The following is a 17,885-nucleotide window of genomic DNA, read 5'->3' on the forward strand; positions in this document are numbered from 1 at the left end:
GCATTTTTCAATGATCGACTATGTCATTAAGTTTCTGATCGGTGGCTGTGTTCTGGTTTTCGCTTCTTACTTGAGCAAGACCAAGAATATTTTTCTCTCTGGCATTATTACGACGCTGCCCATTCTTACCTTGTTAAACATGATGCTTCAGATCCAGTATCTAAACACGCAGGAATTCCATCTGGCTCAAAAAAGCGGTATCTTAGGTGCCATTGGGCTGGTCTTGTTCGTGGCATCCTGTTACGTTTTGACGACCTGGCTGAAGCCTGCGTATGCGATACTCTTTGCGATCTGCATTCTATTCCTGTATTTTTGGATGTACAAGCAGGTAACCGGCTAAAATCCATTCAAAAGAAAGAAAAGGTAAAGCCTACTCGGATGACGAAGTAGGCTTTACCCCTATCAAAAGCTGGAAAGGATGTTGAGAAGCATGGATTGTATCTTTTGTAAAATCGTGAACGGGGAACTCCCGTCTAAAAAAGTGTACGAGGATGATCACGTCGTTGCCTTTCATGATATCAACCCGATCGCACCGGTACACGTACTGATGATCCCGAAAAAGCATATTCAATCGCTGATGGCCATTGAACCTGAGGATAAAGAGCTCATTGGTCATCTCCATCTCGCACTGCAAAAAGTGGCTGAAGCGATGGAAGTAAAAGACCCCGGCTTCCGTGTGATCACCAACATCGGCAAGCATGGACAGCAAACCGTCTTTCACTTGCATTACCACTTAATCGGCGGCAAACAGCTGGAATGGACGATGTAAACGGCTTACCTGGCCAAGCGTGACGTAATGTGGCGGGCAATTCCCTCGCCGTGGAATCTGCCGTTTTCAATAAAAATGGACTTTGTCCGGTGACCGGATGCGATGACGCCCGCGATGTACAGTCCTGGCACATCGGTTTCCATGGTATCCGGATGATGAACAGGCGAACCCGTCTCTGGATCGATCTGTACGCCAAGTGATTGCAGGAAGGATCGATCCGGGCGGTACCCAATCAACGTAAACACATGATCGTTCTCGATATCCACGATCTCATCCCCTGTTTTTACCCGAATGGAGCGCTCCCCGATCGACTCGACCGTTGATCCGAACATCATCCGGATCCTTCCCTTGTGAATCAAGCTTTCAAAGACAGGCCGCGTCCACGCTTTGACTCTCTCGGATATTTCTGTTCTGCGGCAAATGACGGTCACCTCTGCCCCTGCGCGCTCCAGCTCTATGGAGGCATCTACGGCAGAATTGTTCCCGCCGACGATGGCAACACGCAATCCCGCATACGGATGCGCTTCCTTATAAAACGAAGATACTTTCGGTAAATCCTCGCCTGGCACGTTTAGCCGATTGGGATTGTCAAAATATCCTGTGGCAATGACGAGATTCTTGGTCTCATACGTATGCTGGCCGCCAAAACGATCCGTCGTCGTTACTTGAAAGCCTACCTCCGTGCGAACGGTCGAAGTCACGGTCTCAAAGGTGTGGACACGAAGCTCTTCCCGTGATGCCACCAGCCGATAGTATTGGAGCGCTTCCTGGCGCGTCGGCTTGTCATGAGCAGTCGTAAAAGGAATTTTTCCAATTTCCAACAATTCCGCCGTGCTGTGAAAAATCATATACGTCGGGTATCGATAAATAGAGTGGACGAGCGAACCTTTTTCTATGTTAATCGGGTTTAGCCCTGCTCTCTTGCAAGCGATCGCTGCGGCCAGACCACACGGACCAGCACCGACGATCAGTACGTCTTCCATAACTCTCCCGCCTCGTTTCTACTCTCTTTTCGTTTCCGTACTATCATATCATATCCCAGAGTCCAAAATACGTTCTCCCCGGATGTCAACCCTTGGTTCCCTGCCAATATATGATCAATGAAAGATTGGGTATCTCTCCTTATACTGGATGTATGATGAAAAAACAACACATACATATGTCGCTCCTCACAATTGTTTTGCTTACCTGTTGCTTCACGATGGGAGTCAGTGCCCCTGCCTCGACAGCCGCATCGAGCAGCCTGCGCGACATTTCCACAAGCTATGCAAAAGAGCAAATCGCCTCGTTGCAAAAGGCCGGCATTGTATCAGGCGATGAAAACGGATATTTCCATCCGGATCATCCCGTTACTCGAGCCGAGTTTGTGTCAATGCTAGATCGCACCCTGGGCGTAAAGCCTGTTTCAAGCAGTGTGGCTTCTTTTGGAGATGTGCCCAAATCTTCTTGGGCGTATGGGTACATACAAGCAGCGGTATCTCTCAATATGGCTAGCGGAACGAGTGCCACTACGTTTTCTCCGAATCGAACGATTTCACGCCAGGAAGCTGCTACCTTTTTGACGCGAGCGTTGGGGCTGAAACTAGCTTCTACCGCTTCTCCTTCCGTCAAAGATGCCAATACGATTTCCAGCTGGGCACGTTCTTCGGTGAGCGCCGCCATGAACAAGAAATGGCTGGTAGGCTACCAAGGCTATTTCCGCCCGACAGCCGCCATGTCCCGCGAAGAGACCGCCGTCCTCCTGAAACGAGTACTCGATGAATTGAATGCGCAGACCGTATCGGCAAAACCATTGGTGTCCTTGGGCTGGCAGTATCAGTCCACCACGGAGGAATTTATTGCGCAGGTACAAAAATCTGGCGTCAATACGCTCTCTCCACGTTGGTATTTCCTGCAGAAGGACGGTTCTGTCAGCGATTTTTCTGACGCAGCTCTCGTTCATTGGGCACAGAAAAACGGAAAAGAAGTGTGGGCTTTGTTTGGAAATCAGTTTGATCCGACCACGACCCATACGGTCTTGTCTGACAAAACCAAGCGGACGGCCGTCGTGCAGAAGTTGAGCACGTTCGTAGACAAGTACCAGCTGGACGGAATCAATGTAGACTTTGAAGGATTCAATCCTGCTGATCGCGACAATTTCACAGCATTCGTAAAAGAACTCGCTGCTGCCTTGCATGCAAAAGGAGCCGTCGTGTCGGTCGATATTCCACCCGATACAGACACCGATTGGAGCGAACCGTTCGACTATGCGAAATTGGCAAGCTATGCAGACTATCTCGTATTGATGGCCTATGAAGAACATTGGGTCGGAGCGACGAAAGCTGGCTCTGTAGCTTCGCTGCCCTGGTTTGAAAATGTAATCAAAGGTGTCCTCGACGATGTTCCGGCACAAAAGCTGATCGTTGGAATGCCGCTCTATACTCGAGACTGGTATCAATCCGGCGGCAAGCTACAGTCTACGGACATCTCGATTCCGCAGTCGTACCAGCTCCTCTCCCAATACAAAGCGAGCACGATATGGGATTCCTCCATCGGTCAGTACCGCTCTACCTTCAAGAAGCAAGGCGTATCCCACTCCATCTGGCTGGAAGAGAGTCGATCGCTTGGGCTAAAAGCGCAGTCCAGCCTGACCTGGCAAATCGGTGGCCTCGCCTATTGGTATATCGGTTCGGAATCCACGGATGTGTGGACCTCGATCGCGAATTCGATCTCGCTGAAGCAAGCGAGACAAAAAATGTAACTGCATCCAATGAAAAAGACAGTGATTGCTTTCGACGGAGAGGAAGTCGGAAAGCATCACTGTCTTTTATTTGCGTACAATCCTGGTGCTATTCGTGTTTTTTTGTCGCCACCAGCAAGATCCGTTTTGCGTTGGTCCAAATCCCCTGCTCGCTGTTATTTTGCTTTAGGTAGGTATGAAGTTGATGAAAATCATCCGCGTACTCACCAAAAGCCGTTATGATCGGCGTATGCGATAAAAGAAACAGTAGATCTTCCACTGACTGGTAGTATTCTTCCGCATCGTACTCCCGAACCTCTACTTCCAATCCAGCCAGCTGCAGGTCTCGTCGGTATTTTTCACGCAGCGATCCATCATCCTCACCATAGCACTGTCCTCTGCCGAAGCAGCTTTTGAGCGCATACTTGTCGTGCTCACTTACTTGCTGTGACAAAAAAACGCCGCCTGGCTTTAATACTCTCGCTATCTCATAGGAATCAAAAGGAGCATGTCTGCTCGTAACCATGTCAAAAAAGCCATCGGGGAAAGAAAGGGCGGACGCATCCATTTGAAAGAATCGGACATTCCTGTGCGGTGAGGAGACGAGATTTTCCTGTGCTCTTTGGATCATGGCGCCTGAATGATCGATCCCTACCAAGAGCCGCACATGGCTGGCTATTTTTAAAACGGCTTCTCCGCCACCTGTCCCGATATCGAGTACCAGATCGTTTGGACGGCATCGCTGCAGGACTTCATGGGTGAAATCCCATGTCTCTCCTTTTGTTTTCACTTGCAAGCGACTGAAATCCCACCCGTTTTTCTTCCCGATGGATTCGTAGAAATCCCGATAAGCTGCCTCGTCCATGCCTCTTCTCCCTCCTTGCTCGCTTGATTGAAAAATAGGTACAGCTTGAATAGCAGGATGTTTCCAAATCGACCATCCATTCTGGGAATATCACGATGGGAAAAAGTTCGCCGCTGTGAACTACCGTTCCAACGCCTTGATCTATTGGCTGAATCGTCATCGCTTTCGGCCCGGTGTTGCAAAGGCTAAAAGAATGAATCTAGCTGCAGAGCCGAAGAAGTATATACATTTTTAATCCTTTTCAGACCGCTGCCTTCTCTCGTCAGCAAAGTAGATCGCCTACTCCCCCCTGTTCTCCTATTTTCGCGAATGTCCATGCGGTTCCTTTTTGGAGCCGCCTTGTGCTACTCCCCGCTTTCCGGCTCTTCCAAAAACCTTCCCATCACCACTGTGTGATAGTAGTTTCCGTCCGAGAGAAGTCGGTCATGCTTCCATACTCCTTCGACTTCAAATCCTAGCTTCTCGTATAGCTGGATCGCTTTCTCATTCGTCTGCAGGACGTTGAGCGTCATTTTCTTGATGCCATTGGAGTCCGCCCATGCCAAGGATTGCTTCAATAGATGTTTGCCAATACCGTATCCCCAATACGCTTTGCAGATACAAACGCCAAATTCTGCTTTATGAGCAAAACGAGTCAAATAGGTTCCCTCACAACGGGAAAATCCCACGATCTGTTCCTCCACTGCCGCGACCAGGAACAGATTTCTCGGCAGCTCTGTATCCATTTGGATGAGCTGTTCAAATCCTGCAGGATCAATGAAAGCTTCTCCGGGCTCTCTGTCCAAATTTTCAGTTTCTCCATCGATTTTGACTCGTAACCCAGACAGTGCTTCTGCATCGGATGGAGCGGCTGATCGTATCGTATACGTAATGCCCTTCACGTGATACTCCTGTTTGTCGATGATCATTGCGGCCTCTTTTCCTGTTTGGTGATTCGAATGAAAAGAAAGAACATTCTCGTGAAACTTGTCGGGAGCCGGCTGATACTTGCTGATGTCTCTGGAACAGATGGTTAGCTCCGTACTGATACACTGTCACTGATTGATAAGATGATGGTTGGAAATCTTTGCAAGAAAGTTATTTACCAGCAGGGGAAGAGAAATCAGGATGGGGGGATCGTCTGGTGCCGGTGGATACAGCCATGCATCTCGATGAGGGACGATGGCTCCTGAAGAGACCACAATCGGCTCTTTGGAGCGCGTACGCAGCGTCGTGTGGGGAAGTAAAATTTCTGAAGCCTGCATCTCCCAAAGAACAGATGTTGCCATGAGATAATACGTACCAGGCTTGACTCCTGTAAAACAGAAATGCCCCAGTGAAGAAAGAACGGTCCCATACAGAGGGAGTCCCTCCGGTATAGGTTTTGCAAAAAGGCCGATCAATATGACACCTTCAAACGGGTAATCGCTATGTACGGTTCCAACCACTCGCCCTCGCCCCGGCGAGACAGGATGCTCCAGCTGCCATGCCCCTAGCGAGCGCAAGGCATGAAGGTTTGTATGGGTCGCCTGTAGCGAGTTGCGAAATTCCGTCGGGGAAACGCCGACTTTTTCAGTAAAACGACTGGAGAATGTCCCCAAGCTTTGCTGACCAATCTCCAGCCCAATATCGCGGACGCTCATATTCGTGTGGATCAGGAGGTCTTTTGCTTTTTGGAGGCGAAGCGAAGACACGTAGTAGAGCGGTGGTAGACCCATTCTTTCCTTAAAAAGACGTGTAAAATGATAAGGACTATACGCGACATACGATGCCAATCGTGATAGAGGAAGCGGCTCATCGATATATCGGTGAATATATGCGATCAGCGCATCAATTTCAGCATTCTCCATACTTGCACCATCCTTTGCCCCAGGACTCCGGAAGTAATCACACCATCCAGAACAATCGTTCGCATATCATTCTAGCATAGATTTGCCTCCTATGGAACAGCCAATCTACCCAACGATTGGAAAAAAACTTGGCTGCGCCAAGCCTTTTGGCGCAGTCCTAGTTGCACTTATACTGGCTAAGAATCTTATCAATTCTTACTGTAGAAAAAAGACTGCCTTCACGGAATTTTATCCACGACGACAGTCTCTCGTTTTTAGGTATTTATTTATCCGACTTTTTGCAGCAGCTTCCCACGCAGCTTCGTGAGCATATCTGCCGTCATTTTTTCCAAATCGTACTCGTACGTAAAGCCCCACTCCTCTTTCGCACAGCTCGCGTCGATGGAGTTCGGCCAGCTATCCGCGATTGCCTGACGTACAGGATCGACTTGATACGAAAGCTTGAATTCAGGAATGTGCTTGCGAATCGCAGCTGCCACTTGTTCTGGCTCGATGCTCATGGCTGTCACGTTGAAGGCATTGCGATGCTTCAGCTTGGAGCCGTCTGCTTCCATCAGGTTGATGATCGCGTTCAGCGCATCCGGCATATACATCATATCCATGTACGTGTCTTTGGCGATATAAGAGGTGTATGCCCCTTCTTGGATCGCTTTGTAGTAAATTTCGACGGCGTAATCTGTCGTTCCCCCGCCCGGAGGTGCTACATAGGAAATCAGACCAGGAAAACGCACGCCTCGCGTATCAACGCCGAATTTCTGGTAGTAGTAATCGCACAGCAATTCACCCGATACTTTGTTTACCCCGTACATGGTCGTAGGACGTTGGATCGTATCCTGCGGGGTGCCATTTTTCGGCGTAGAAGGACCGAATGCCCCAATAGAGCTTGGCGTGAAAAACTGGCAGTTGAGCTCCCGAGCTGCTTCCAGAGCATTTACCAGTCCACCCATGTTCAGGTTCCACGCGAGCAGTGGCTTTGCTTCCGCCGTAGCGGAAAGAAGGGCAGCCAGATGCATGATGGTGTCTACTTGATGTGTTTTTGCAAGCTCGAACATGCGAGTGGCATCCGTCACATCGAGAATTTCAAATGGCCCTGACTGCACCACCTGGTCTTCGTCTCGTTTTCTGATGTCTGTCGCGATTACCTGGTCGTTTCCGTATACCTCGCGCAATTTCATGACGAGCTCCGAGCCGATTTGTCCCAATGCGCCAGTAACTAATATCTTCTTCATTTCAGGATCCCCATTTCCTTCCCAACTTTTTCGTAGATGCCAAGGGCACGATCCAGCATTTCTTTGGTATGAGCAGCAGTTGGCATATTCCGCACGCGTCCTGTCCCTTTTGCAACGGTTGGGAACACGATCGCTTTGGCATATACGCCTTCTTCATACAGTCGCTTGCTGAACTCCTGTGTTTGTTGTTCGTCGCCAATAATGCAAGGCGTGATAGGTGTTTCGCTTGCACCAATATCGAAGCCCAGTTCTTTCAGACCCTTTTTCAGGTAATGGCCATTGTCCCAGAGCTTGTCGTGCAGCTCTGTGCTGCTTTGCAGGATATCGATGGCTTGAATCGATGCCGCTACATCGGCAGGAGTCAGTGCAGTCGAGAACAGGAACGGACGGCTACGTACCTTGAGCCAGTCGATCAGCTCCTGTCTTCCCGCTACATAACCTCCAATAACCCCGATGGCTTTGGAAAGGGTCCCAATCTGGAAGTCAATCTTATCCGACAGACCGAAATGCTTTACGGTTCCAGCGCCTTTGCCCAACACGCCAGAGCCGTGAGCGTCATCCACGTAAGTCATGAGGTCATATTCTTCAGCAACCTCAACGATTTCCGGAAGCTTGGCAATATCCCCATCCATGGAAAATACGCCGTCCGTTATGACCATGAGCTTCTTGTATTTTCCGGATTCTCTAGCTTCCTTGGCCTTCGCACGCAGATCATCGATATCCGAGTGGTTCACGCGAATGATTTGAGCGCGGGACAGACGGCAGCCATCGATGATAGAAGCGTGGTTCAGCTCATCGGACAAAATCGCGTCGTCTTTGTCCATAACCGCAGAAATGGCGGCCATATTGCAGTTAAATCCGGACTGATACGCGATTGCCGCTTCCGTATGCTTGAAAGCTGCGAGCTTTTCCTCCAATTGAATGTGCAGCTCCATGGTTCCATTAATGGTACGGACCGCACCTGCCCCAACACCGTATTTCTGTGCAGCAGCGACTGCAGCATCGATCAGACGCTGGTCTGTTGCCAGTCCCAAATAGTTATTCGAGGAGAGGTTAATCAGCTCTTTGCCAGAGATCTTGATTACCGGACCATTCGCACTTTGCAGCGGATCGATTACGTTGTATAGCCCTTTGCTTTTCAGATCCGCCAAATTTTCATGTAAAAAAGTGGTCAAGGTTTTGCTCGCCAAGTCGAATCCCTCCATCATTTCAGTGGTAGAAGTAATTTCCACAAATACATGTGTACTTCTGAAAAAGACATTAATATTTGAATGAAATCGCATGATATCAGCTTTATTTGTATTAAGATTATCACTTTTCTCCTGTCGTGTCCATATGACAAAGACATTATAGAGAGCGTTTTCACTATTTTTTTCTGATCTCGTTCCTCATAATTTCTCCTGAACCCTCCATATTAGCCCTTCGAAATCTTGGCGTTTCCCGCAAAAAAAAACCACCCTCCAGCGGTTAGGCTAAAGTGCGGTTTGTGGCTACTTCTTTCCTTTTTCTGATTTTAGAATCCCTTGCGGAGCGTCTCCTACTCGAACAAAGCCGTCCTCAAAACGGTGCGAGACTAACGACGCTACCGGCTCGCCCTTCACAAAATGCTGTTCAACCAGTGAAGGCGCTATTTCAGGTGTGATTTGTTTATACCAGATGCCTTCTGGATACACGATCATGACAGGTGCATCTTCACAGCGTCCATTACAGCGCGTACGAGTCGTGTGTACATGATCGTCCAGTCCTGCCTCGGCAATGGCCTCACGGATGGCGACGGTTACTTCTTCTCCGCCCTTCCGGTTACAGCTGCTGCCGTTGCATAGGAGAACGTGATGCTTGGTTTGCGATAGGTTCCATGTTGCCATTTTCTTTCCTCCTTTAACCCAATAAAACGGAAGTACTACGGTTTATGTACATACGCTCTATCTTACCTTGCCAGAAAACCCCTGTCTATAGCGCAATTTGCAATTCCCAGACTGTTTCGTTTCTGATAGAATATATGTTCGTATACTATTCAACAAGATTGGTGGTGTTAGCATTGTCGGTGACCAAACAGCGCGACGCCCTGCAGCTTTTGCAATCCATTGGCTCTTACCCATGGTACGTCGAAAAGTTTATCGAACATAAAAAAACGAAAAAAAACTCGCCCTCCACGCTGCTCGGCTATTTGCGTGACTGCTCATTCTTCTTTCGCTGGATGATGACCGAGGGACTGACTGCTGCAACTGACATGAAGGAAATTCCTTTAGCAGATCTCAACGAACTGAAAAAGGAATCCGTGGAAAGCTACATCCTCTACCTACAGGAGTCCCATCTTTACGAGCGTTCTGCCCTTCTGACCCATCCAACGAAAAGCTCACGAAAAGAGTATAGTGACAAGACCATCAGTCGGAAGATTTCCAGTCTCAAATCATTGTTTCATTATTTATCGGTCATCGCTGAAGATGAACATGGCGATTCGTATTTGAAGCGCAATGTACTGGCAAAAATCGAGCTGGAGACCACGGAGCTGACTCCTCTGGCACGGGCGCACGCCATACGGGCGAAAATCCTGATTGACGATGAGATCTACCAGTTTGTTGATTTCATTTACAATGGATACCTGGCCCACTGCCAAACCACAAAAAAGCAGCAGTACCACATGCAAAACCGTGATCGTGATACGGCTATCGTTGCCATGATTCTGTCTGGCGGCTTTCGGGTATCCGAGATTGTCAGTCTAAATCTGTCTGACATCGTGCTGGAGAAAAACCAGCTGAAGATGATACGAAAAGGAAAAAAGGAGGACGCACCTTTCTTTAGTGACTGGGGAAAAGAGTACTTAGCCAGATATCTGCAGGTTCGTGCCAACTACCATCCGTCTGCACAGGAAGATGCCGTTTTTTTAGCTGTCTCCCCCTCCAATCCCCATGGACATCGTATCGAAGTGCGTTCTGTGCAAAAGCTGGTTAAAAAATACGCCAAAGCTTTCGGAATCCCGGATCTGTCCGTTCACAAGCTGCGCCACAGCTTTGCTACCCAGTTTTTGCGGCTCAATCCTGATCCTCATCAGTTGCAGGCACAGCTCGGCCACTCTAAGATCGAAACAACGATGCAATACGCGCATGTCCTGGAGGATGCTCTGAGTAAAGCCGTAAATCGTACTACATAATGAAGAAAGGAATGGCTGCTCCGCTCATGGGCAGCTATTCTCTTCCTTAGTAAAGGAATGCTTGCAGAAAATTGGATAGAACGGTTTCGCAAAAGAAACGGCAAAAAAGCTTCCCTGTATCCATACAGAGAAGCTTTCGGCATGCTAGATTGCCCGCGCAAACGACTTCTTTGTAGAAGTCGCTTCCTCCTGCGCCGCTTGCTTTTGCTCTTGAGTAATCAGCCCCTGTTCGACCATCCGTCCCAGAACGACGGCTTGACGCTCCTTCGCTTTTTCCCAGTGCTTAAGTGGAGAATATGCCTCGGGAGCCTTCGGTAAGGATGCCAGGATGGCTGACTCGCCAAGGCTTATCACACTCGAATCTGCTCCATTCACCCTTTTTCCAAAGTACATCTGGCTGGCGGACTCGATCCCGTACTGGCCATGGCCAAAGTAAATGACGTTCAAATACATCTCCAGGAGCTCTTTTTTGCTGTATCGCTGTTCCAGTTGATAGGCGATCGCGATCTCCTTTGCCTTTCGCAGGATCGTTTTGTCCTGGGTCAAGAACAGATTGCGTGCGAGCTGCATCGTAATCGTACTGCCCCCTTGGACATAGGAACCAGCTTGTACATCTGCCCAGATCGCCCGAGCGAAGGCGATATAATCGACCCCATGGTGTTTCCAGTAGCGATGGTCTTCAATCGCCACAAAAGATTGCCACAAGTAGTCCGGCATCTCATCTAATGTCACGTAGCTGCCAGAAGCCGCCTTCTCTGCCTGCTGCAGCTTCTTTGGGTCGATCCATGCATTCCCAGCAAAGGCAAGAATGCTCGGAAGCGAAAAAACGCTGACGATGATCAGGATGACAGTCGCCCCTAGACGTTTTTTCCAGGATGCGTTTTTTCTCTTCGGTCTATCGACGTTCTTTATCGTAAACAGAGGATCGTTTTCATGGGTCGCCGATACGGAAAGTTGATTCATGCTGCATTCCCCCTACCTTGCTTCTGTACTCATTGTAGGGAAAAGGCAACGTACGTCCCATCGAATCCACTTACAGGAACCTTACATTTCCGTAAGACGCAGCGAGAGGCGGGTTAGCTCTGCTGCTGCTTCTCCTTTTGACGCAGCTCGATCCTTCTGATTTTACCGGAGGAGGTCTTCGGAAGCTCCTCTACAAATTCAATTTTTCGTGGATATTTGTAGGGAGCCGTCAAATTCTTCACATGCTCTTGCAGCTCCGCAGTCAGCTCATCCGATGGTGTGCTTCCTTTTTTCAAAATCACAAACGCCTTGACGATATTCCCCCGCTCCGGATCCGGGCTGGCTACTGCTGCGCACTCTGCTACAGCTGGATGCTTCACCAGCGCATCCTCTACCTCGAATGGTCCGATCGTATATCCGCCGGAGATGATGATATCGTCGGAGCGGCCTTCGAACCAAATGTAACCGTCTTCATCCATCCGTCCTTGATCCCCGGTCACGTACCATTCTCCACGAAAGGCTTTTGCCGTGCGCTCTGGATCGTCCAAATAGCCTTTAAACAGCGCTACCATGTGGCGGTCGATGGCGATGTCACCTACTTTGCCGGTCGGCAGCTCCGCACCTTCCTCATCGACAATCGCTACCCGAACAACAGGAGACGGACGTCCCATGGAACCAGGCCTTGGCTCTACTCCGACAAAGGTCCCGACGAGCAAGGTGTTTTCCGTTTGCCCATACCCATCGCGTACAGTCAGATCAAATACGCGGCGGAACGTATCGATAACCTCCCGATTGAGCGGCTCGCCTGCCGAGCAGGCAGAACGCAACGCCTGAAGCTTGTACTGATCCAGATCCGATACTTTTGCCATCAATCGGTACTCGGTAGGTGTCGCACACAGGACAGAGACAGGGTATTTTTGCAAAAGATTCAAATAAGTCTCTGCGCCAAAGCGGCCTTTGTAAACAAAGGCTGTCGCACCCATACCTAGCGTGGAGACAAAAGGACTCCAGATCCATTTTGCCCAGCCTGGACCTGCTGTTGCCCACACCGTATCGTCTTCCCGTACGTCCAGCCACTGCTTGGCTGCTACCGCCAAATGGGCAAATGGCCACCCATGCACGTGCATGACGCCTTTTGGCCCGCCAGTTGTTCCCGATGTATAGGACAAAAAGGCAAGCTCATCTGCTCGTGTCTGAGCACAAACAAACTCCTCATCCTGATCACCCAGTAGATCCTGCAGCCCAATCCAGCCTTCCTTTGCAGGGCCAATCGTCACAAAATGGCGGAGTGAGTCGCATTGCCCACGGGCAGGCTCCACTTCTTCCAGGATCCCTTCAAAGCCAATGACCGCTTTCGCCTTTGCATGATTGACTCGGTACTCAATATCTTTATAGCGAAGCATCTCTGAGCCTGGCATGATGACAGCACCCAGCTTCAACAACGCCAAATACAGACCGTATGCGGTTGTTCCCCGCGGGACGAGCACCAATACTTTGTCTCCCTGCTCGATCCCGATGGTGTCAAGGACATTTGCAATACGGTTGGAATAACGGCGCAGCTCGTCATAGGTTAAAACAGCCTCGTTTCCTTGCTCGTCTAACTCCCAGACTGCACGCTTCTCCGGATGCTTAACCGCCCATTCATCCACCTGTGCCGCAAAATTATAAAATTCTGGCATGTTCAATTCCACCTGAAACACCCCCGTTTTTTTCAAGTATACAGTAACATAATTCGACGTTTTTGCAATTTTTCCTCTTTATAGTCGATTCGAACCCAAATAATTTACTAAGGTAATGAAACATTTGGCAACCCGTTTTTGTGAAACTATTCGCCTTCTGGTTCGTCTTACATTACAAAAGAACTACTCCAAAAAGAATCAAGGCCCCCTTGCCTATGCAAGAGAGCCTATCGCTACGATTCTTAGCCGTTTCCTATGATTCACTCGATTCCGACGAGTTAGATCACACGTTTGATTTTGACAACGCGTTTTTCCCAGTTCGTGCCGTCGAACTTGGAATAGGTAACGCCAGGGCTGCCGTAAGTATGCAGGATTTTGCCGTTTCCTGCGTAAATCGCTACGTGCGTGATCCGATCCGAAGAGCTGTTCACTGAAGCTTTCATGAAGAGCAAATCGCCTTTTTGCAGATTCTTTTTGGAGACAGTTGTTCCGACAGTGGACTGCTGACGGGAATCACGTGGGAGCGTAATTCCTGCTTCCTTGAAGACACGCTGTGTAAACGAGGAGCAGTCAAAGCTTTTGGTCGTACTGCTGCTGGAGCCGTATTTGTACTTGGTTCCCAAATACTTCTCCCCATTCTTGATGACTTTGCTGGCGATGTCTGACGTCGGCGTACTCGAATTCGACGAATTATCCGACGACGAATCCTCTATGATTCTGCGCGCGCCCAAGAACTTCTTGCTGTAGTCAGAGAGCTTCTTGAGAACTACTTTTCCTTCGCCTTCGGAAGAATAGACATATTGACCATTACCTATGTATACCCCCATAAAAGTAGGGCTGCCGGAACCGTTCGAAGAGAAGAAGACCAGATCCCCAGCTTCCACCTTGCTGATCGAAGATACCTTGGTTCCTGTTTTGTATAGACCACTGATTGTGCTTCCAATTTTTACTCCAACCTGTTTGTAAGCATATGTTGCTAACTCAGCTGATCCAAATTCTTTTGGTCCAGAAGCTTTGTAGCTGTAAGGCTTCCCGACCAAGGATTTGGCGATAGAGGCTACCTCACTGGTTTGTTGTTCATAGGTCGTACTAGCGGCCGCTGCTTGTCCAACTTGACCACCCATTAACAGGGACGTACTCAGGATGACTGCTACAGTTGACTTCATTACCCAATCTCGTTTCGTCACTTGTCTTTTCCTCCTTGTCATGTTGTGGCACCCTTCGTGGGTACAACGTCAGATTACCTCAGGAGGAAACTGGAGGATAAGACCGTAAAATTTACCAATACGGAAATTGGTAGCATTGAACTAGATGGAAATCGAGTGGAAAACTGTGCGGTTACAACCCTTTAGTTCTATGGAACCATACGCATTGAGAATCACTATCAACAAGGGCTTTCGCCATAGAAAAAGCCAGCTTCTCCCTGATCCTGTCAGAAGCTGGCTTTTTTTATCGTCTGTTTTTCTAGTTTCTTAGCGCAGCCGCGCCGTAAATTCTCCCCATTTTTGGTCGCCCCACAGGAAAGTGAGTACATCCCCATCTGCTACCGGTCCCACACCCTCAGGCGTTCCGGTATAGATAATATCTCCTTTTTCCAGCCCAAAATGCTCAGAGATATATTGGATCAATGTCATTAAATCAAAAATGACATTGCGAATATTCCCGCGCTGAGCCTGCTCTCCATTTTTCAGCAGGGTAAAGTCCGTCTTCAGGCATTCCTCCAGCCCCGGAAACGCATGAAAAGGCGTCAAGATCGCTGAATTTTTAAACCCTTTGGCGAGCAGCCACGGATGTCCTTTTTTCTTCAATTCGCTTTGGACATCGCGCAACGTAAAATCAATGCCCAATGCGATCTCGTCTACCATTTCATCCAGCGTCACTCCAGGCTCATAGGAACGGGCGATGTGAATGATAAGCTCCGTCTCATAATGAAGCTCTCCGCGAGTTCCTGGCAGTACGATCTCCCCACCAGCTGTCTCTGCCAGCGCATGAGTCGGCTTGCCAAAAATCATTGGCTTCGTCGGCACATCATTACCCAGCTCTTCCGCATGCAATTTGTAATTACGTCCAACGCAATAAATATTTCCGATTTGCTTCATAGTCTCTCTCTCCTTTTACACGGACAACTGGTTGTGAATTCCTTTTTACTATATCACGGTGGGTCGTACGTGCAAAAGCTTTCCTGCCTAACCAAAGGAAGGACCCTTTCGCGGCCACAAATTTGCATTTCCTCTCGCTTCGATTTCACATACGGTGTCGCAGATCGCCTCAAGCGCCGACTCCAAATCCGTAGGCTCCGTTCGCTCCCACTCAAATTCATAGTGAATAACGGAGATTTGCTCCCCTGCCTCATATCCGATCTGAACGAAGCCTGTTTGTTCTTCCAGTGCTTGTTTGCGGGCGAGCAGCGTCACTTCCAAAGGAAAAAAGCCATCCCACTCGCTTTGGACATAGGTAGAAGTGACCCGAATCCACAGAGACTGCTCCTTGTGCCCGCGCTGAAACACGACCCGGTCCTCGGGATAAAACCCGTAGCCAGAAGGGAGAGAGCCATCGAGTGTAAAGCAGACTTCCATCGGGAGGTCCTGAGGTTTTAGTGCTTTCACAAGCCTGCCAGGCAGCTTGTAAGGACCACTCGGCTGACCAGCCAGAGGTTCCCCCATCACAATGACCGACAGATTGTCACGCTCTCCTGTCACTTGTACGTACATGATGATCCACCTCCCTTTTTCAACCAGTATGGTCTTGCACCATTACATTTATGAGGGAGTGCACAACAGTTTTCCATAGATTCGGTCCAATTCGTCCCTTTTTCCAGCAGAAAAAAGCAGGAAAGGCCCTATCCCGTATGGGGGCCCTCCCTGCTTGGAAGATGGTTCTAGCTATTCATTAGGCGCGAACGATGGCGATTACGACATGTTCGTTGTCAAACGTTTTCGCTTTGATTTTTACCTTCTCATCAAACGGATTCGCAAATTGAAAATCGAGATAGCCATAGGCAACAGTGGCATCCATACCAGCTGGTACATAGCCGACAGTCTTGCTGTGCCCATGTCGCTCTACCATCGTCATACCCGCTTCATTTGCCGCGTTAAACAGCGTGCTGGACACCTGGCAGATGCCTCCACCGTAGTCTTCTACCAATTGCCCATTGACGATTGCACCTGCTTTTTGCCAGCCGTCCTCGGAAATGTTGGAATTGCCCACTGTTCCATTGTAGGAGAAGGTTTCATTCTGCTTTAGCTTCTGCCCGTTGATTCGCTTGATGGCCTTCTTGATGTTGTGCTTGCGAGCATCCGTGCTTCCGTTCATAGACGTATAGTAAAAGCCCAGGACATCCTTTGACTTTAGATCCATCTTGTCCAAATATTTCTCTCTTAGTTCAGCTTGTGTCGGTTGAATAGTCTCATCGGCGGTACCATTGGCTGCATAAACCGGTACGACAGGAGACAGCGCTGCAAACAGGAGTGCAGAAGCAAGCACAGGAGCCGTCCAGGTATAGGATTTTTTCATCGTTTATTCCCTCGCTTATTCGTAGCTGTATGCAATGATTCGATCCTCGTCAGTTCCTACTCTACACACGAAGCAAGCTGGTATCAACCTGCAAATGTTGGACATCTATCAACGAAAAAAACCGCCGATTATTGGCGGTTCTCACTCTGTTTGGCAAGCAAAACTAATTCGTTGTCTCGATCGCCTGTTGAAAAGCCTTCAGGAAGTTTTCCGGTGGGTGTGCCCCCGATAACGCCAGCTTGTTATCGATCACGAAGAACGGTACTCCTGTGATTTGTAATTCCCGTGCATACGCGATGTCTTCCTCGATTTGAGCTTGCATGGCGTCCGTCTCAATAGCCTGGCGTACCTGCGCTTGATCTAAGCCGAGCTCTTTTGCAATCGCAAGAAGGACATCGATGTCGCCAATGTTTTTTCCCTCTTCAAAGTACGCTTTGTAAACCGCATCAACAGCCTCTGTTTGTTTGTCTTCCGAAGCAAGCTTGATGAGCGTGTGGGAGGCGATCGTATTCGGCCATTGGGTTACTTTTTGAAAGTCAAAGGGAATGCCCGCTGCTTCTCCTGCGCGCGCTGCATGCTGCACCATTTGCTCTACAGCTGCTCTGCCGCCTTTATTCGCCGCCATCGTTTCCCAAAACGGCAAACCGTTTTTCGGTGTATGTGGATCAAGCTGATAAGCACGATAGCGAATTTCAATAGGCTCACCCTGCCACTGGCGAATCGCTTCAAACAGATGCTTTTTACCAATACGGCACCATGGGCAAATCGTGTCTTGAAAAATCTCGATGATCATGGACGAGAACTCTCCCCTTTCTTCCTACGTTGTCATTGTACAGGATGGCAAAATTAATTGTAAGTCCATTATTTTTTGTAAGTGTATGTATATTCCTGAAAAACAAAAAAAGCCCGAATCAATTCGGGCAAATCCACAGAGAATGCGAAAGTTGGTGCGGTCGAGAGGACTTGAACCTCCACGGTGTTGCCACCACTAGAACCTGAATCTAGCGCGTCTGCCAATTCCGCCACGACCGCATAAAACGAAAAAAATCCAATTTTCAAAACCAATCCATCTACATGGTGCGGTCAAGAGGACTTGAACCTCCACGGTGTTGCCACCACTAGAACCTGAATCTAGCGCGTCTGCCAATTCCGCCATGACCGCATGTAT

General features: G+C 48.9%; 18 protein-coding genes and 2 tRNA genes. 4 read left to right on the forward strand and 16 right to left on the reverse strand.

Translation table 11 applies throughout. From position 1 onward, the window contains the following. Positions 1-10: 10 nt before the first annotated feature. Together EDM59_RS07050 and EDM59_RS07055 are read left to right on the forward strand one after the other, a co-directional pair. Positions 11-340, forward strand: coding sequence for a GlpM family protein (locus EDM59_RS07050; RefSeq protein ID WP_246010929.1), 330 nt, complete (start codon positions 11-13; stop codon positions 338-340). 90 nt (positions 341-430) lie between these two features. Beyond that, complete coding sequence (locus EDM59_RS07055) at positions 431-769, forward strand: histidine triad nucleotide-binding protein (protein ID WP_092272490.1); 339 nt, start codon at positions 431-433, stop codon at positions 767-769. 5 nt (positions 770-774) lie between these two features. Here the strand turns inward: EDM59_RS07055 and EDM59_RS07060 are convergent, their stop codons facing one another. Then, complete coding sequence (locus EDM59_RS07060) at positions 775-1,752, reverse strand: YpdA family putative bacillithiol disulfide reductase (protein ID WP_122922947.1); 978 nt, start codon at positions 1,750-1,752, stop codon at positions 775-777. 155 nt (positions 1,753-1,907) lie between these two features. Here EDM59_RS07060 and EDM59_RS07065 point away from each other — a divergent pair, with 155 nt between their 5' ends. Next, positions 1,908-3,509 (forward strand): S-layer homology domain-containing protein, encoded by a 1,602-nt coding sequence (locus EDM59_RS07065; RefSeq protein ID WP_246010930.1) that lies wholly within the window; start codon positions 1,908-1,910, stop codon positions 3,507-3,509. An 88-nt stretch (positions 3,510-3,597) separates the two neighbouring features. On the opposite strand, the gene EDM59_RS07070 is transcribed toward EDM59_RS07065, so the two are convergent. The 6 genes from EDM59_RS07070 to EDM59_RS07095 all read right to left on the reverse strand — a co-directional run bounded on the left by EDM59_RS07070 (position 3,598) and on the right by EDM59_RS07095 (position 9,276). Next, entirely contained in the window at positions 3,598-4,353 is a 756-nt protein-coding gene (locus EDM59_RS07070; RefSeq protein WP_122922948.1) for a class I SAM-dependent methyltransferase, read from the reverse strand. A gap of 344 nt (positions 4,354-4,697) precedes the next feature. Beyond that, complete coding sequence (locus tag EDM59_RS07075) at positions 4,698-5,261, reverse strand: GNAT family N-acetyltransferase (protein ID WP_122922949.1); 564 nt, start codon at positions 5,259-5,261, stop codon at positions 4,698-4,700. Positions 5,262-5,387: 126 nt separating this feature from the next. After that, entirely contained in the window at positions 5,388-6,182 is a 795-nt protein-coding gene (locus tag EDM59_RS07080) for a helix-turn-helix domain-containing protein (RefSeq protein WP_122922950.1), read from the reverse strand. A 266-nt stretch (positions 6,183-6,448) separates the two neighbouring features. After that, a complete protein-coding gene (locus EDM59_RS07085; protein WP_122922951.1) occupies positions 6,449-7,411 on the reverse strand; it encodes an L-threonine 3-dehydrogenase in 963 nt (320 codons plus the stop codon). Beyond that, the gene (locus EDM59_RS07090; RefSeq protein WP_092272533.1) at positions 7,408-8,601 is read right to left on the reverse strand and encodes a glycine C-acetyltransferase; all 1,194 of its coding nucleotides are present in this window, start codon (positions 8,599-8,601) and stop codon (positions 7,408-7,410) included. Before EDM59_RS07090 ends, EDM59_RS07085 begins: the two co-directional genes overlap by 4 nt. Before the next feature lie 300 nt (positions 8,602-8,901). Further along, entirely contained in the window at positions 8,902-9,276 is a 375-nt protein-coding gene (locus tag EDM59_RS07095; protein ID WP_122922952.1) for a (2Fe-2S) ferredoxin domain-containing protein, read from the reverse strand. Between the two features lie 173 nt (positions 9,277-9,449). On the opposite strand from EDM59_RS07095, the gene xerS reads away from it, so the two are divergent. Then, entirely contained in the window at positions 9,450-10,562 is a 1,113-nt protein-coding gene (gene xerS, locus EDM59_RS07100) for a tyrosine recombinase XerS (RefSeq protein WP_122922953.1), read from the forward strand. A gap of 144 nt (positions 10,563-10,706) precedes the next feature. Here xerS and EDM59_RS07105 read toward each other — a convergent pair whose 3' ends face one another. The 9 genes from EDM59_RS07105 to EDM59_RS07145 all read right to left on the reverse strand — a co-directional run bounded on the left by EDM59_RS07105 (position 10,707) and on the right by EDM59_RS07145 (position 17,879). Continuing rightward, complete coding sequence (locus tag EDM59_RS07105) at positions 10,707-11,525, reverse strand: transglycosylase domain-containing protein (RefSeq protein ID WP_122922954.1); 819 nt, start codon at positions 11,523-11,525, stop codon at positions 10,707-10,709. Between the two features lie 113 nt (positions 11,526-11,638). After that, positions 11,639-13,204 carry an acetate--CoA ligase gene (locus EDM59_RS07110; protein ID WP_425455933.1) on the reverse strand — a complete coding sequence of 522 codons (1,566 nt, stop codon included), beginning with the start codon at positions 13,202-13,204 and terminating at the stop codon, positions 11,639-11,641. Positions 13,205-13,482: 278 nt separating this feature from the next. Then, positions 13,483-14,391: a C40 family peptidase gene (locus EDM59_RS07115; protein ID WP_122922955.1), complete on the reverse strand. Its 909-nt coding sequence runs from the start codon at positions 14,389-14,391 to the stop codon at positions 13,483-13,485. 285 nt (positions 14,392-14,676) lie between these two features. Next, positions 14,677-15,303: a fumarylacetoacetate hydrolase family protein gene (locus EDM59_RS07120; protein WP_122922956.1), complete on the reverse strand. Its 627-nt coding sequence runs from the start codon at positions 15,301-15,303 to the stop codon at positions 14,677-14,679. An 87-nt stretch (positions 15,304-15,390) separates the two neighbouring features. After that, a complete protein-coding gene (locus EDM59_RS07125; protein ID WP_122922957.1) occupies positions 15,391-15,915 on the reverse strand; it encodes a hypothetical protein in 525 nt (174 codons plus the stop codon). 178 nt (positions 15,916-16,093) lie between these two features. After that, positions 16,094-16,717, reverse strand: coding sequence for a VanW family protein (locus EDM59_RS07130; protein ID WP_122922958.1), 624 nt, complete (start codon positions 16,715-16,717; stop codon positions 16,094-16,096). Positions 16,718-16,880: 163 nt separating this feature from the next. Then, the gene (locus tag EDM59_RS07135; protein WP_122922959.1) at positions 16,881-17,510 is read right to left on the reverse strand and encodes a DsbA family oxidoreductase; all 630 of its coding nucleotides are present in this window, start codon (positions 17,508-17,510) and stop codon (positions 16,881-16,883) included. A 152-nt stretch (positions 17,511-17,662) separates the two neighbouring features. Next, positions 17,663-17,749 (reverse strand) — tRNA-Leu (locus EDM59_RS07140). Between the two features lie 43 nt (positions 17,750-17,792). Beyond that, positions 17,793-17,879 (reverse strand) — tRNA-Leu (locus tag EDM59_RS07145). Between the last annotated feature and the right edge of the window lie 6 nt (positions 17,880-17,885).

The organism is Brevibacillus nitrificans (genome assembly GCF_003710965.1).
GTDB classification, from domain to species: Bacteria; Bacillota; Bacilli; order Brevibacillales; family Brevibacillaceae; genus Brevibacillus; species Brevibacillus centrosporus.